The sequence below is a fragment of the Sphingomonas aurantiaca genome (genome assembly GCF_003050705.1).
GTDB lineage: Bacteria > Pseudomonadota > Alphaproteobacteria > Sphingomonadales > Sphingomonadaceae > Sphingomonas > Sphingomonas aurantiaca.
In genome coordinates this window covers 729,748-744,635 of the sequence record NZ_QAOG01000001.1, presented here as the reverse complement: position 1 = coordinate 744,635, position 14,888 = coordinate 729,748, and the positions used below count along the sequence as shown (strand labels likewise).

Annotated in this window: 8 protein-coding genes and 1 pseudogene; 7 read left to right on the top strand and 2 right to left on the bottom strand. The window is 67.0% G+C overall.

Annotation, left to right across the window (positions count from 1 at the left end; translation table 11 throughout):
• Positions 1 to 10 precede the first annotated feature (10 nt).
• Entirely contained in the window at positions 11 to 685 is a 675-nt protein-coding gene (gene rpiA / locus C8J26_RS03480; RefSeq protein ID WP_107956711.1) for a ribose-5-phosphate isomerase RpiA, read from the bottom strand.
• 422 nt (positions 686 to 1,107) lie between these two features.
• Here rpiA and C8J26_RS03475 point away from each other — a divergent pair, with 422 nt between their 5' ends.
• The 3 genes from C8J26_RS03475 to C8J26_RS03465 are packed head-to-tail and all read left to right on the top strand — an operon-like array spanning position 1,108 to position 7,208.
• On the top strand, positions 1,108 to 2,346 hold the full coding sequence (locus tag C8J26_RS03475) for an efflux RND transporter periplasmic adaptor subunit (RefSeq protein WP_107956710.1): 1,239 nt from the start codon (positions 1,108 to 1,110) through the stop codon (positions 2,344 to 2,346).
• Positions 2,347 to 2,352: 6 nt separating this feature from the next.
• Complete coding sequence (locus C8J26_RS03470; protein ID WP_107956709.1) at positions 2,353 to 5,634, top strand: multidrug efflux RND transporter permease subunit; 3,282 nt, start codon at positions 2,353 to 2,355, stop codon at positions 5,632 to 5,634.
• Positions 5,631 to 7,208 carry an efflux transporter outer membrane subunit gene (locus tag C8J26_RS03465; protein ID WP_107956708.1) on the top strand — a complete coding sequence of 526 codons (1,578 nt, stop codon included), beginning with the start codon at positions 5,631 to 5,633 and terminating at the stop codon, positions 7,206 to 7,208. Before C8J26_RS03470 ends, C8J26_RS03465 begins: the two co-directional genes overlap by 4 nt.
• Before the next feature lie 204 nt (positions 7,209 to 7,412).
• Here the strand turns inward: C8J26_RS03465 and C8J26_RS03460 are convergent, their stop codons facing one another.
• Positions 7,413 to 8,552, bottom strand: a complete 1,140-nt coding sequence (locus C8J26_RS03460; protein WP_107956707.1) for a Gfo/Idh/MocA family protein — start codon at positions 8,550 to 8,552, stop codon at positions 7,413 to 7,415.
• A gap of 376 nt (positions 8,553 to 8,928) precedes the next feature.
• Between C8J26_RS03460 and C8J26_RS03455 the strand changes: the two genes are divergently transcribed.
• The 4 genes and pseudogenes from C8J26_RS03455 (at position 8,929) to C8J26_RS03445 (ending at position 14,634) form a co-directional block, all read left to right on the top strand.
• Positions 8,929 to 11,607, top strand: coding sequence for an EAL domain-containing protein (locus C8J26_RS03455; RefSeq protein WP_244185136.1), 2,679 nt, complete (start codon positions 8,929 to 8,931; stop codon positions 11,605 to 11,607).
• A 90-nt stretch (positions 11,608 to 11,697) separates the two neighbouring features.
• On the top strand, positions 11,698 to 12,423 hold the full coding sequence (locus tag C8J26_RS03450) for a haloacid dehalogenase type II (protein WP_107956706.1): 726 nt from the start codon (positions 11,698 to 11,700) through the stop codon (positions 12,421 to 12,423).
• Positions 12,424 to 12,528: 105 nt separating this feature from the next.
• A pseudogene (locus C8J26_RS21155) lies at positions 12,529 to 12,993 on the top strand (PAS domain-containing protein); the annotation flags it as partial.
• On the top strand, positions 12,970 to 14,634 hold the full coding sequence (locus tag C8J26_RS03445; protein WP_425275394.1) for an ATP-binding protein: 1,665 nt from the start codon (positions 12,970 to 12,972) through the stop codon (positions 14,632 to 14,634). The pseudogene C8J26_RS21155 and the gene C8J26_RS03445, both read left to right, overlap by 24 nt.
• The last annotated feature ends 254 nt before the right edge of the window (positions 14,635 to 14,888 follow it).

Genomic DNA, 14,888 nt, shown 5'->3' with positions numbered 1-14,888 from the left:
TAGGGTGCCTTTAGGCAGATGCACCCGCCCGTTCCAGTCGCGTAACGACGCCATTCGTTGCAATATATGCCGCATCGACCTCGTCGAGGAACAGCCCGTGGCCGAGAATGCCGGGGATGGCGGCGAGCAGCGCGGCGGTCGCGCGGGGGTCTTCGAGCGTGGCGAAGTGACAGTCGACGACGAGATTGCCCTGATCGGTCCGGTAGTTGTCGCGCATCACCGGTGCGGCCCCGAGCTCGGTCAGCACGCGCATCACATAGGTTATGGCGAACGGCAGCACCTCGACCGGAAGCTTGGCCGCGCCGATCCGGTCGACCTGCTTGGAGCCATCGGCGATCACGATCATCCGTGCCGAGCTTGCGGCGACGATCTTCTCGCGCAGCATCGCACCGCCCGCGCCCTTGATCGCGAAGCACCGCGCGTCGATCTCGTCCGCGCCGTCGATCGTCAGGTCGACCGCAGCGATATCGGCAAAGTCGAGGACGTCGATTCCCACGTCGCGCGCGAGCGTGCCGCTGGCGTCCGAGGTGACGACCGCGCGAACGGTCAAACCCGCAGCAACCCGCTCGCCAAGCGCCCGGATCGCGAACGCCGCGGTCGACCCGGTGCCAAGGCCGACGAGCATCCCGTCCGCCACCTCCGCCACCGCCGCGACCGCCGCGGCTTTCTTGTCGTCATCGATCATAGCGCCCCCCAATCCGTCATGCCGGGCACGTTCCGGCATCACGCTTCAACACATGCCAGAGGATTTAGTTTGCGGGCCCCGGGGGCGAAGCACCACCCCGGCGAAGGCCGGGGCCCAATTGGAGGACGTCGCTGACGGAGCGCAGTCCGCCGTTACTACGACCTTGCCATTTGGACCCCGGCCTCCGCCGGGGTGGTGCTGTACTGGTGCGGACGCGCCACTGGACTCCCGCGAAGGCGGGAGCCCAGTCTGGGTCCCCGCCTTCGCGGGGAAACACTCTCTTACGTTCAGCGAGCACTCTCCAAAACACCCCCGCCCGACAAAGCAGGTTACTCTTTCTTCCCTATTTCTCGCGCCCGCTTTTCAACTGACATACTTCTGGTACATCCTCGTGGTTTAGCCCGACCAACACCTGATCGCGGATGCCCAACTTGATAGCCAAACGATTTTCTGCGCGACGGTCCGCCGTTCTGCTCGTCCCCGCGCTGGCGCTCGCCGCCTGTTCCGGCGGCGGCGGTGACAAGGCACAAGGCAAGGGCAAGGGCGGGCAACCGGGCCAGGGCACGCCGACCGTCGGCTATGTCGTCGTCCAGCCGACCAGCGTCGCGATGACCACCGAGCTGAGCGGCCGCACGACCGCGTTCGAGAGCTCGGACGTCCGCCCGCAGGTCACCGGCATCATCCGCCGCCGCTATTTCACCGAGGGCACGCTCGTGAAGAAGGGGCAGCCGCTCTACGAGATCGACCAGCGCCTCTACCGCGCCGCCGCCAACGAGGCGCAGGCCAATCTGCAGAGCGCGCAGGCGAACCAGCAGGCGCAGAAGGTGCTCGCGGATCGCTACAAGCCGCTCGCCGAGATGGAGGCGATCAGCAAGCAGGATTACACCAACGCGGTCGCCACCTCGCGCCAGGCCACCGCCTCGGTCGCGCAGACGCGCGCCGCGCTCGAGACCGCGCGGATCAACCTGAAGTTCACCACCGTCCCCGCGCCGATCACCGGGCGGATCGGCCGCTCGCTGTTCACCGTCGGTGCGCTCGTCTCCGCCACGCAGACCGATCCGCTCGCGCAGATCCAGCGGCTCGATCCGATGTTCGTCGACATCCAGCAGTCCTCCGGCGACCTGCTCGCGCTGCGTCGCTCGCTCGGCCAGAACGGCATCGTCGCGACCCGCGCCGAAGTCCGCCTGACGCTCGAGGACGGCAGCGAGTACGGCGCGACCGGCTCGGTCGAGTTCGCCGAGGCGCTGGTCAACACCGAGACCGGCACCGTGACGCTGCGCGCGCGCTTCCCCAATCCGCAAGGGCTGCTGCTGCCCGGCATGTTCGTCCAGGCCAAGTTCGCGCAGTCGATCAACCAGCGCGCCTTCCTCGTGCCGCAGGCGGGCGTGTCGCGCGATGCCAAGGGCAATGCGACGGTCTATGTCGTCGATGCGAACAACAAGGCGGTGCAGAAGAAGATCAAGGCGGACCGCACCCAGGGTGCGTTCTGGGTCGTGACGGAGGGTCTCAACTCCGGCGACCGGATCGTCACGCAAGGGCTGTCGAAGATCGCGCCGAACCAGAGTGTGAAGCCGGTCCCCGAGAACACCGCGCAAAAGATCGAAGCGCCCAAGGGCGACTCCTCAGGCGGCGATCAGGCCAGCCAGAAAAAGGCCGGCTAACCGCTCATGCTCTCCCGTGTCTTCATCGATCGCCCGATCTTCGCCTGGGTGCTCGCGATCATCGTGATGCTCGGCGGCATCGGCGCGATCATGAGCCTGCCGATCGCGCAGTACCCCGACGTCGCGCCACCACAGGTGACCGTCCGCGCGACCTTCCCCGGCGCCAATGCACAGACGATCCAGAACAGCGTCACGCAAGTCGTCGAGCAATCGCTGACGGGCATCGACGGGCTGATCTATTTCAGTTCGTCCTCGTCGTCGCGCGGGTCGGTGACGATCACGGTCACGTTCGAGAAGGGCACCGATCCCGACATCGCGCAGGTCCAGGTCCAGAACCAGGTCCAGCAGACGCTCTCGCGCCTCCCCTCGCAGGTCCAGCAGCAGGGCCTCGTTGTCCGCAAATCGAACCCGGACAATCTGCTGATCGTCGGCGTCTATGACGAGACCGACAAGCTGACCAACCAGGACGTCTCCGACTATCTCGTCTCGAACCTGCAGGACCCGCTCGGCCGTATTCCGGGCATCGGCGACAGCAACGTGTTCGGCGCGCAGTACGCGATGCGGATCTGGCTCAACCCGAACAAGCTCGCCAGCTACCAGCTGATCCCGAGCGACGTGACGACCGCGATCCAGGCGCAGAACACCGAAGTCGCCGCGGGCGAGCTCGGCGGCCAGCCGCAGCCCGACACGCAGATGCTCAACGCGACCGTCACCGCACAGTCGCGCCTCCAGACGCCCGAGCAGTTCGCCAACATCATCCTCAAGACCACCAACACCGGTGCCACGGTCAAACTGCGCGATGTCGCGCGGATCGAGTTGGGCGCCGAGAACTACAACGCACGCAGCCGGGTCAACGCACATCCCGGCGCGGGTATCGCGGTGCTGCTCGCCCCCGGCGCCGACGCGCTCAAGACCGCCGAGCTGGTCAAGGCGTTTGTCGAGAAGTCCGCCAAGAGCTTTCCGCCCGGCCTGAAGTTCGCCTATGCCAACGACACGACCGACTTCATCAAGCTGTCGATCGACGAGGTCGTCAAGACGCTGATCGAGGCGGTCATCCTCGTCGTGATCGTCATGTTCGTGTTCCTGCAAAGCTGGCGCGCGACGCTGATCCCGACGATCGCGGTCCCCGTCGTGCTGCTCGGCACGTTCGGCGTGTTCTATCTCGCCGGCTTCTCGATCAACACGTTGACGCTGTTCGGGCTCGTGCTCGCGATCGGCCTGCTGGTCGACGACGCGATCGTCGTGGTCGAGAATGTCGAGCGTCTGATGGAGGAAAATCCCGAGATGACGCCTCGGGAGGCGACGATCGAATCGATGAATGAGATCACCGTCGCGCTGGTTGCGATCGCGCTGGTGCTGTCGGCGGTGTTCCTGCCGATGGCGTTCTTCGGCGGGTCGACCGGCGTGATCTACCGCCAGTTCTCGCTGACGATGGTGTCGGCGATGGTGCTGTCGGTGCTCGTCGCGCTGATCCTGAGCCCGGCGCTGACCGCGACGTTGCTCAAGCAGAAGAAGACCGACGCGGACGGTAACCCCGAGCAGAGCTGGGGCCAGCGCAAATTCCCCAAGGTCGCGAATTTCTTCACGCGCGCAGGCGACAAGTTCAACAGCGGGTTCGAAAAGGGCACGCAGAAATACACCAACACGGTGCAGTCGGTGATCGACCGCAAGTGGCTGTTCCTGCTGATCTACGCCGCGGTCGTCGCGCTGCTGGCGGTGCTGTTCCTGCGGCTGCCGACGGGCTTCCTGCCGACCGAGGACCAGGGGTCGGGCATCGTCCAGTTCCAGCTTCCCGCGGGCGCCACGCAGGGCCGCACCTTCGCGCTGCAGAAGCAGATCGAGCAATATTACTACACCAACGAGAAGGCGAACGTCCGCACGATGTTCACCGTCAGCGGTGGCGGCGGCGGTGGCGCGAGCGGACAGAATACCGGCCAGGGTTTCATCGCGTTCGCGCCATGGGACCTGCGCGAGGGCAAGGAAAACACCGCCGAGGCGATCACCGGACGCGCGTCGAAGGCATTTGCGGGTTTCCGTGACGCGCAGGTTTATTCGCTCGTGCCGCCCGCGGTGCGTGGTCTCGGCTCGTCGAACGGCTTCACGATGGAACTGCAGAACGCCGGCGGCCTCACGCAGGTCGAGTTCAACGCCGCGCGCGACAAGCTGCTCGCGCTCGCCCGTGCCGATTCGTCGCTGACCGCGATCCGCCTCACCGAACTGCCCGACGTCGCGACGCTGCGAGTCGATGCCGACCAGCAGAAGCTGTCGACGCTCGGGCTCACCCAGGCGAACGTGAACTCCACGCTGTCGACTGCCTGGGGTGGCCAGTACGTCAACGACTTCATCGACCGCGGCCGCGTGAAGCGAGTCTATGTCCAGGGCGACGCGCAGTTCCGCGCGCAGCCGTCGGACCTCAGCCAGTGGTTCGTGCGCGGCTCGAACGGCCAGATGGCGCCGTTCTCGTCCTTCGCCAAGACCAGCTGGGGACAGGCGCCGACGACGCTGTCGCGCTTCAACGGCATCGCCTCGTACGAGATCCAGGGCTCGGGCGCGCCCGGCGTCAGCTCGGGCGACGCGATGAACCGGATCGCCGAGCTTGCCGGGCAGATCCCCGGCACGTCGGTCGCATGGTCCGGCCTGTCCTATCAGGAACGCCTGTCCTCGGGTCAGGCGCCGATCCTCTACGGGCTGTCGCTGCTCGTCGTGTTCCTCTGCCTCGCCGCGCTCTACGAAAGCTGGTCGATCCCGATCGCGGTGCTGCTCGTGATCCCGCTCGGCCTCGTCGGCGCGATCCTCGCGGTCACGCTGCGCGGGCTGATCAACGACGTGTATCTCCAGATCGGCCTGCTCACGACGATGGGGCTCGCCGCGAAAAACGCGATCCTGATGATCGAGTTCGCCGAGCAGGAGGAAAAGAAGGGCAAGCGAGTCATCGAGGCGGCGCTGTCCGCGGCGAAGATCCGTCTGCGCCCGATCCTGATGACGTCGTTCGCGTTCATCCTCGGCGTGTTGCCGCTCGCGCTGTCGACCGGCGCGGGCGCCAACAGCCGCATCGCGATCGGCACCGCGGTGGTCGGCGGCATGCTGACCGCGACGATCCTCGCGATCTTCTACATCCCGCTGTTCTTCGTCCTCGTCCGCCGCGGCGCGCGCGACGGCATCGCCAAGCTGCGTGGGCGCCCGACCGGTCACCAGGGCGGCACGCATCACGACGGAAACGACGGCGACCACAGGGAACCGCTGGGTCCACCCGAACCACAGGGCCCTCATCGGCCGGAGCCCGCATGATGCGTTCGTTAGTCCTGATTATCGCCGCCTCGACCGCGCTCGCCGGATGCTCGCTCGCGCCCAAATATGCGCGCACCGAACTCCCGGTGCCGCCGTCGCTCCCGGTCGGCGACGCCTATCTGCGCCAGTCCGAGGCGGCGCTGCCCGCGATCACGTACCGCGACGTGTTCCGCGACCCGCGGCTCCAGCAGATCATCGTCCAGGCGCTCGCGAACAACCGCGACCTCCGCGTCGCCGCCGCCAACATCGCCGCGACGCGCGCGCAATACCGGATTCAGCGCGGCGACCTGTTGCCGCAGGTCGATGCGAGCGGCCGCTACACCTATTCGGGCGGCGGCAACGGCACGCGCAACACCGCCACGAGCGGCTCGGGGACGGGAAGCAATACCGGGACCGGAACGGGTAATACGGGAACGGGTAACACGGGCGGCACCGGCACCGGCACCGGCAGCACCGGATCGGTGGTCAGTTCGTCGAGCTCGAACAGTTCCTTCTCGGTCGATCTCGGCACGACCGCGTTCGAACTCGACCTGTTCGGCCGGATCCGCTCGCTCACCAGCGCCGCGCTCGATCGCTATTTCGCGACCGAAGCCGCCGCGCGCGCGACGCGGCTGACGCTCGTCGGCGACATCGCCGATGCCTGGCTCACCTATGCGTCGGACCAGAGCCTGCTCAAGATCGCGCAGGACACCGTCGCCAGCTCGCAGCGCAGCGTCACGCTGACCGAGGCGCGGCTGCGCGGCGGTGTCGCCCCGCGCACCGACCTGCGCCAGGCGCAGCAGATCCTGTTCACCGCGCAGAGCGACCTCGCGCAACAGCGCACCGCGCTCGCGCAGGACGTCAACGCGCTGCAACTGCTCGTCGGCGCGCCGGTCGATACGGCGCTGCTGCCCGCCTCGATCGAGCAGGCGCTGCCGACCATCGCGACGCTGCCCGCCGGCCTCGACAGCAGCATCCTCCTGCGTCGGCCGGACGTGGTCGAATCCGAATATGAACTGCGCGCCACCAACGCCGAGATCGGCGCAGCGCGCGCGGAGCTGTTCCCGAAGATCTCGCTGACCGGGATCCTCGGGTTCGCAAGCACCGCGCTGACCTCGCTCTTCAGCGGCGGCGCGTTCAACTATTCGGTCGCGCCCTCGATCAGCTACCCGATCTTCCGCGCGGGTGCCGGGATCGCCGGGGTCGCCTATTCGAAGGCGCAACGCGATGCCGCGCTCGCGACCTACGAGAAGACGATCCAGACCGCGTTCCAGGAAACTGCCGACGCGCTCGCACGACAGGGCACGATCGCCGACCAGTTGAAGGCGAACCAGAACTTCTCCGCCGCGGCACTCGACACCTATCGCCTGTCCGATGCGCGCTATCGTGGCGGGATCGACACGTTCCTCAACTCGCTCGATGCGCAGCGATCGCTCTACACCGCGCAGCGCAACCTCGTCGCGACGCAGCTGGTCGGCGCGAGCAACCGCGTGACGCTGTACCGCGTGCTGGGCGGCGATTCGACGCTCGAGGCGACCGCAGCCGGGCCGCAACCGGTGACGATGAGCGGGGCGCCACGGTCGGAGACGAACTGACGCTCGCGTCGGTGTTCTGACTCACCCGCTTATCGAACGCTCCCTCACCCTCCCCATACCGTCATCCTGACGAAAGTCAGGATCCAGGGTCACGGGCATAACGATCTTGGCTCTGGATCCTGACTTTCGTCAGGATGACGATCGGGGGTGGTGCAGGAGTGCCCCCTTCCCCCGGGCGACGGCACGGGGAGGGGGAGCCTCCGCTCAGCCGGTCGGGCTGGCGGCGTTGACGAGCTCGGGCACCTTGATCGGCGACAGCGTCTGCTCCTGGTCGGCCGAGATCCGGCGCGAGCGATGGAACGGCGGCAGCGTGACCGCCTTGCCCGTCTTGAGCGCTTCGAGCACGCCCTCGATCACGCGCAGGTCGGCGAGCCCTTCCTCGGCATCGGGCTCGGGATCGCGGTCTTCGAGGATGCAGTCGGAGAAATAGCGCATCTCGCCGCCGAACTGGTCGGTCGGCTTGAAGCTCTCATGGCTCTTCTTCTCGCCGATCGTGACACGCTGCTCCATCGCATCGCCAAAGCCGTAGGCGGGATCCATGTGGATGCTGCCCTTCGTCCCCGAGATCGTCAGGCTGTCGACGTTGTTCGCGTAATAGGAGACGGTAAACTGCGCGAGCCGGTCGCCGGGAAAGCGCAACGTCACGGCATAGGTGTCGTCGAGATCGGGGAAACCCGAATCCGCGTGCCGCGATGCGGCGGCGGCGACGACCTCGATCGGCTCCGCGCCGAACAGATAGCGCGTCGCGTTGATCGGATATGGTGCCATGTCGAACAGCGGCCCGCCGACGACGCCGTTCTTCGCGCGGTGGTTGGCGGGATCGAGCTTCTGCATGAAGCACGAGGTGAACGCGACGAGGTCGCCCAGCTCGCCCGCGCGGATGCGGCGGATCGCGTCGAGCGTCGACGGCTCGAAATGCAGCCGGTACGCGGTCATCAGCTTGGCGGACGACGCACGCTCGGCATCGCGGATCGCCTCGGCCTTCTCGGTCGAGATTTCGAGCGGCTTTTCCGACAGCACGTGGATGCCTGCCTTCAGCGCGGGGATCGCGAACTCGGCATGGCGCCAGTTCGGCGTCCCCAGATAGATCGCGTCGATCAGGCCGGACGCGAGCAGTTCGTCGAACTGGTCGTAGCGATAGGTCGCCTCGACCCCGTACATCTTGCCCAGCTTGCGGGCCTTTTCCGCATCGTCGGTGACGAGTGCGGTGATCTCGGAATTGCCGGTGTGCGCGACACCCGGCATCATCGACGCCTGCGAAATGTCGCCAAGCCCGACGATCGCGTACCGGATCTTCTTCTTGCCCAGCCCAAGGGCGGACGTGATCGTGGAAACTGCGCTCATAGGAAATACCTCGATGATAGGGGTCGCGCGCTCAACGCGACAACGCGCATAGCTATCCCTCGAAAATTCCCCGCGGGCGCCGCGAGGTGCCAGGTTTTCGCGCAGACCTGCCCTTCGAAACCATTGATTATGCGCGAGAACGGATGGCCGCGTTTACCCGAACGAAACCAATTCGGGCCGATTACCCTGGTACGCGAATGATCGGGCATCGCGCGTGCTCCCCCCCCCCCAGCCCGCCCTGGTGACGACACGATGACCGGCTTGCGAATTCGGACGTTCGGAATGCGAGGGACACCGCGTGCATCCCGGCGCCATGGACGTGGCCAGGCCTATCGTCGTCCCGCCTGCCAAGCCTCGATCCGGTAGGATGCCGCCGATGTACGCTCCGCTTCCCGCCGCCGATCGCCGCGCACAAACCCGCCCCCCCGGCGGCCCCGACGGACAGCCGCACAGCCTGCCCTTGCAGGGGCTGTTCGGCCTGACCGAGAATGATCGCGCGTCCGTCACCGAGCTGTTCGTGATGAAACTCGCGCAGGTCTCGGTCGTCTGGCCGTTCACGCTCGCGATCCAGCTCCTGACCTGCTCGCTGCTCGTCGCGCTCGTGCTGTTCGACGGCACGTCGACCGGGGAGCGGATCATCGGCATCGCGGTCCATACCGCCATCCTCGCGGTCGGCTCGCTGCTGATCTTCGCGACCGTCCGCCTGCCCGCGGCCAGCGCGCTGGCGTCCTACAAGCGCAACCGGATCGTCACGCTGTGCGCGGCGGCGATGGCCGCGACGCTGACGTCGCTGCTATGGGCGATCACGACGATGCCCGACGGCGCGATCCAGCTCGACAGCACGATCGCGGTCGGCGGCCTGATCGGCGTGACCGCGGTAAGCCTCCACCCGATCCGCGCGGCGACGCTCGGCTTCGCGACAGGCCTCGTGCTGGCGCTCGCGGTGCTGGCGGGGCCCAGCGTGTCGGTCGCGATCGCACTGGCGTTTCTCGGCTGCCTGATCGCCGCGACCGTCAGCCTCGCGCGGATCGACCATGCGCGCGAACTCGACCGCGAGACCGCGTCGAACGAAGGCCGCATCGCGGTCAAGATGATCACCGAGTTCGAGGATCACGGCGCCGGCTGGTTCTGGGAAGCCGATCGCCAGGGCCGAGTCACCTATCTGTCGGACAAGGTCGCGCGCGATATCATGCCGTCGGGCACTGCGGTCGGCCAGCTGCTGACCGACCTGTTCCGGATGGACAGCGACGCGCCCGGCACCGAACGTACGCTCGCCTTCCACATCTCGTCGCGCACCTCGTTCGCGGAGTATTCGGTGTGCGCCGCCGCGCAGCAGTGCGAGCGATGGTGGTCGATCTCCGGCCGTCCGGTGGTCGACGATCTCGGCCGGTTCCAGGGCTTTATCGGCTCGGGCAGCGACCTGACCGAACAGCGCAAGTCGGAGGCCGAGATCACGCGCCTGGCGCTGTTCGACAGCCTGACCGGGCTTGCCAACCGCCAGCGGATGCGGATCTCGCTCGAAAAGACGCTGGCGCAGAACACCGGCCCCTACCGCGCGACCTCGCTGTTCCTGATGGATCTCGACCGGTTCAAGGCGGTCAACGACACGCTCGGCCACCCGGCCGGCGACGCGTTGCTGCAGCAGGTCGCGCAACGCCTGCAGCGCGGGGTCGGCGATGCCGGGCTGGTCGGGCGGCTCGGCGGCGACGAGTTCAAGGTCGTGCTGCCGGGCATGGGCAACCGCGATGCGCTGGCGACGCTGGCCAAGGATCTGATCGCGTCGCTGTCGCAGCCCTATTTCATCAGCGGGACCGCGGTCACGATCGGCTGCTCGATCGGCATCGCGATCTCCCCCGACGACGGCGAGACCTCCGAGACGCTGGTCCGCAACGCCGATCTCGCGCTCTATGCCGCCAAGGGCGACGGGCGCGGCGTCCACCGGTTCTTCTCGGACGAGATGCTGGCGGGCGCGCGGACGCGCAAACTGCTCGAGGACGATCTGCGCGTCGCGGTCGCGGAAGGCGCGTTCCACCTCTGCTACCAGCCCGTCGTCAGCACGAAGACCGTCAGGATCGTCGGCTATGAGGCGCTGATCCGCTGGAACCACCCGACTCGTGGCATGGTCTCGCCCGCCGACTTCATCCCGGTCGCCGAGGAATGCGGGCTGATCGAGGCGATCGGCGAATGGGTGTTGCGCACCGCGTGCATCGAGGCGGCGCGCTGGCCCGACGGCATCCGCGTCGCGGTCAACGTATCGCCGATCCAGTTCGCCAACCCGGTGCTGCCCGCGATCGTCACCAGCGCGCTCGCCCAGTCGGGGATCGCGCCCCGCCGGCTCGAGCTCGAAATCACCGAGGGCGTGTTCCTCGACGAGACTCGCTCGTCCGAGCAGATGTTCAAGGCGCTCAAGGGCGTCGGCGTGCGACTGGCGCTCGACGATTTCGGCACCGGCTATTCGTCGCTCGGCTACTTACGCAACGCGCCGTTCGACAAGATCAAGATCGACCAGTCGTTCGTGAAGGGCGCGGCCGAACCCGGCAACCGCAACGCCGCGATCATCAAGGCGATCGTGACGCTGGCCGACACGCTCGGCATGGAAACCACCGCGGAAGGCGTCGAGGTGCAGGACGAGATCGACCTGTTGCGCGATCTGGGGTGCAGCCACATCCAAGGCTATGTCTATGGCCGCCCGGTGCGCGCGGAGGAGGCAATGCGCCAGTTGGGCGTCGAGAACGGGACGGCGACCGCGAGCGGCTTCAAGGTCAGCCGCGCGCCGCGGACCAAGATGCTGCGCTCCGCGCGCATCATGATCGGGGGCGTGCGCGGCGATGTCCGCATCCGCGACATCTCGACCTCGGGGGCGATGGTCGACGGGCTCCGGATCGACGGCGATCCCTATGGCGTCGAGATGCAGATCGAGCTGCTCGAAGACCAGCTCACCCCCGCCCGCGTCCGCTGGGCGCGCGACGGCAAGGCGGGGATCGAGTTCCATGAGGCGTTCAACCTCGACCGTCTGAACCACGGCCAGGCATCGCGGATCCGCCGGGCGGGATGATCGGCAACGGACGTTCGTCCGGGCTTGGGGAGACGGGGAAAATGGCGAGCCAAGGGGGAACCAACCGCCCCCTGTCGCCGTCTCTCCTTCATGGTAAACCGCGCACCGATCAAAGCCCTCGCCTTCGACGTATTCGGCACCGTCGTCGATTGGCGATCGGGGATCGCGCGCGACGCGGCGCCCGTCCTCGCGCGGCTGGACCGCAGCGATATCGACCCGCATGTCTTCGCCGATGGCTGGCGCAAACGCTATCAGCCCGCACTCGAAGAGGTGCGCAGCGGTCGCAGGCCGTTCGTCATCCTCGACACGCTCCACCGCGAAGCGCTCGAGGATCTCCTCCGCCATCACCGCATCGATCCAGCGGCGATCGATGACGCCACGCTCGACGACCTGACCCACGCCTGGCACCGGCTCGACCCATGGCCCGACTCGGTCGAAGGCCTCGCCCGCCTGAAAACCCGGTTCCCGATCGTGACGCTGAGCAACGGGAACATCGCACTGATGCTCGACATGGCGCGCCGCGCGGGTCTCCCCTGGGACGCGATCCTGGGTGCCGAGGTCAGCCGAGTCTACAAGCCGCTGCCCGAATCCTACCTCGCCACCGCGCGCCTGCTGGCGATCGATCCGTCCGAGCTCTGCCTCGTCGCCGCGCACCATAGCGACCTCGCCGCGGCGCGCGCGGCGGGCTTGCAGACCGCCTATGTCGATCGCCCGCACGAATATGGCGGTCGCGCCGCGCCCGACGCCGATGCCGCGCAGGACTGGGACGTTTCCGTCGGCAGCTTGACCCAGCTGGCCGACGAACTGTGCCGTTGACCTGTCGAACCGCGTCCAAAACGATGGAATCGCAAGGCGCAGGCCCGTATCCAACGGCCGTCGAAGTAAAATTCGACCCGGTGTGCGACCCGGCAGGATCTTGAGATGACTTCACAGACGGCCCAGGCCGATTTCCTGACCGGCGGCGACGAGATGGCCGCGATGATCCGCGCGCATGACTGGTCGTCCTCGCCACTCGGCCCGATCGCGGGCTGGTCGCAGTCGCTGCGCTCGATCGTCTCGCTGATGCTCGCGTCCGAATTCGCGATGTGCCTTGCCTGGGGGGACGAGCTCGGCTTCCTCTACAACGACCATTACGCACGCATCATGCACGACAAGCATCCCGCCGCGCTCGGCCGGCCGTTTGCGGATGTCTGGGCGGACGTGTGGAGCGATATCAGCCCGCTGGTCGACAAGGCGCTTGGCGGAGACGCGTCGTTCTTCGAGAATCTGCCGCTCGTCACCAACCGCAAGGGCTATGACGAGCAGGCCTGGTTCACCTTCTCCTATTCGCCCCTCCGCGACGACAGTGGCGCGATCGCGGGCATGTTCTGCTCGACCTATGAAAGCACTGAGCGAGTCCAGACCGAACGCGCGCTGCGCGACGAGCGCGAGCGGATGGGCCAGATGTTTGCGCAGGCGCCGACCTTCATGGCGATGCTGCGCGGCGCCGAGCACCGCTTCGAACTGACCAACCCCGGCTATGACAAGCTGATCGGCCACCGCGACGTGCTGGGCCGCACTGTCGCCGAGACGCTGCCCGACGCGGTCGAACAGGGTTTCCTCGACCTGCTCGACGGGGTGTTCACCAGCGGCGTCGCGTTTACCGCGACGGGCATGCTCTATGCCGTCCAGGCCGAACCCGGCGGGCCGATCAACGATCGCTATGTCGATTTCGTCTACCAGCCGATCCGCGATGCGACCGGTGCGGTCGTCGGCGTCTTCGTCGAGGGCGCGGACGTTACCGACCGCAAGCGGCTCGAACGGGATCTGCAGTCGCTCAACGCCGATCTCGAACAGCGAGTCAGCGACCGTACGCAAGAACTGATCGAGGCGCAGGAGGCGCTGCGCCAGGCGCAGAAGATGGAGGCGGTCGGCCAGCTCACCGGCGGCATTGCGCATGATTTCAACAATCTGCTGCAAGGCATCACGGGCAGCCTCGAGATCGTCCAGCGCCGCGTCGCGCAAGGGCGGATCGACGAACTCGATCGCTTCATCACCGGCGCGACCACCGCCGCCAACCGTGCGGCGTCGCTGACCCACCGCCTGCTCGCCTTCTCGCGCCGCCAGCCGCTCGATCCGCGCCCGGTCCAGGCCAACGCGCTGATTGCCTCGCTCGAAGACCTGCTCCGCCGCACCACCGGCGAGCAGATCGCGTTCGAGACGGTGCTCGCGGACGGTCTGTGGACAACGCTGTGCGACCCCAACCAGCTCGAAAACTCGCTGCTCAACCTGGTCATCAACGCGCGTGATGCGATGCCCGATGGCGGCGTGCTGACGATCGAGACCCGCAACGCGCTGCTCGACGACCATTTCGCCGCCAGCCAGCGCGACGTCCGCCCGGGGCATTATGTCTGCATCTGCGTCTCCGACACCGGCACCGGGATGTCCGCCGACACGATCGCCAAGGCGTTCGAGCCGTTCTTCACGACCAAGCCGATCGGCCAGGGGACGGGTCTAGGCCTCTCGATGATCTATGGCTTCGCCCGCCAGTCGGAGGGCTATGCCAGGATCTACAGCGAGGTCGGCCACGGCACGACGATCAAGCTCTATCTCCCCCGTCATTATGGCGAGGCGGAGCAGGGCGAGGCACTCCCCGGGCTGACTCAGGACCATGCCACCAACGCGGGCGAGATCGTGCTGGTGGTCGAGGATGATGCGGTCGTCCGCGCGCTGATCGTCGAGGTGCTCGGCGAACTCGGCTATCAGGCGGTCGAGGCGCATGACGGCCCGGCCGGGCTCGACTGCTTGCGGACGATGGAGCGGATCGATCTGCTCGTCACCGATATCGGGCTACCCGGGCTTAACGGCCGCCAGGTCGCCGATGCCGGCCGGATGATGCGTCCCGGGCTGCGCGTGCTGTTCATGACCGGCTATGCGGAAAATGCGGCGCTGGCGTCGGGCTTTCTCGAGCCGGGCATGTCGATGATCACCAAGCCCTTCGCGATGGAAGCGCTCGCCACGCAGATCCGCACGATCATCGAGGGCTGAGCCGCAGGCCAGGGCGGCGAGGATCGCACCGAAACGAGACAGCCGACCCCTAGATCTGGTGGCCGTCGCAACGTTGCCGTTCGCGAAGAAACATTTGCCACTTCCCAGCCCGAAATAATTTTTCGTTCCCGCTTCGTCCCCTTGCACATCGCGAACCCCGCAGAACTCCACGCGTCGCGAATATGCCGGTCGGCCAGTGCTCAGCCGAACGCGACGAACCGAGCCTCGAACCACCCCCTCACCCCCTTGCGTCT

Bases quoted from the DNA above. Each gene is read 5' to 3' on its own strand.
- rpiA (WP_107956711.1), bottom strand. From the start codon at position 685: ATGATCGATGACGACAAGAAAGCCGCGGCGGTCGCGGCGGTGGCGGAG.
- C8J26_RS03475 (WP_107956710.1), top strand. From the start codon at position 1,108: ATGCCCAACTTGATAGCCAAACGATTTTCTGCGCGACGGTCCGCCGTT.
- C8J26_RS03470 (WP_107956709.1), top strand. From the start codon at position 2,353: ATGCTCTCCCGTGTCTTCATCGATCGCCCGATCTTCGCCTGGGTGCTC.
- C8J26_RS03465 (WP_107956708.1), top strand. From the start codon at position 5,631: ATGATGCGTTCGTTAGTCCTGATTATCGCCGCCTCGACCGCGCTCGCC.
- C8J26_RS03460 (WP_107956707.1), bottom strand. From the start codon at position 8,552: ATGAGCGCAGTTTCCACGATCACGTCCGCCCTTGGGCTGGGCAAGAAG.
- C8J26_RS03455 (WP_244185136.1), top strand. From the start codon at position 8,929: ATGTACGCTCCGCTTCCCGCCGCCGATCGCCGCGCACAAACCCGCCCC.
- C8J26_RS03450 (WP_107956706.1), top strand. From the start codon at position 11,698: ATGGTAAACCGCGCACCGATCAAAGCCCTCGCCTTCGACGTATTCGGC.
- C8J26_RS03445 (WP_425275394.1), top strand. From the start codon at position 12,970: ATGTTCTGCTCGACCTATGAAAGCACTGAGCGAGTCCAGACCGAACGC.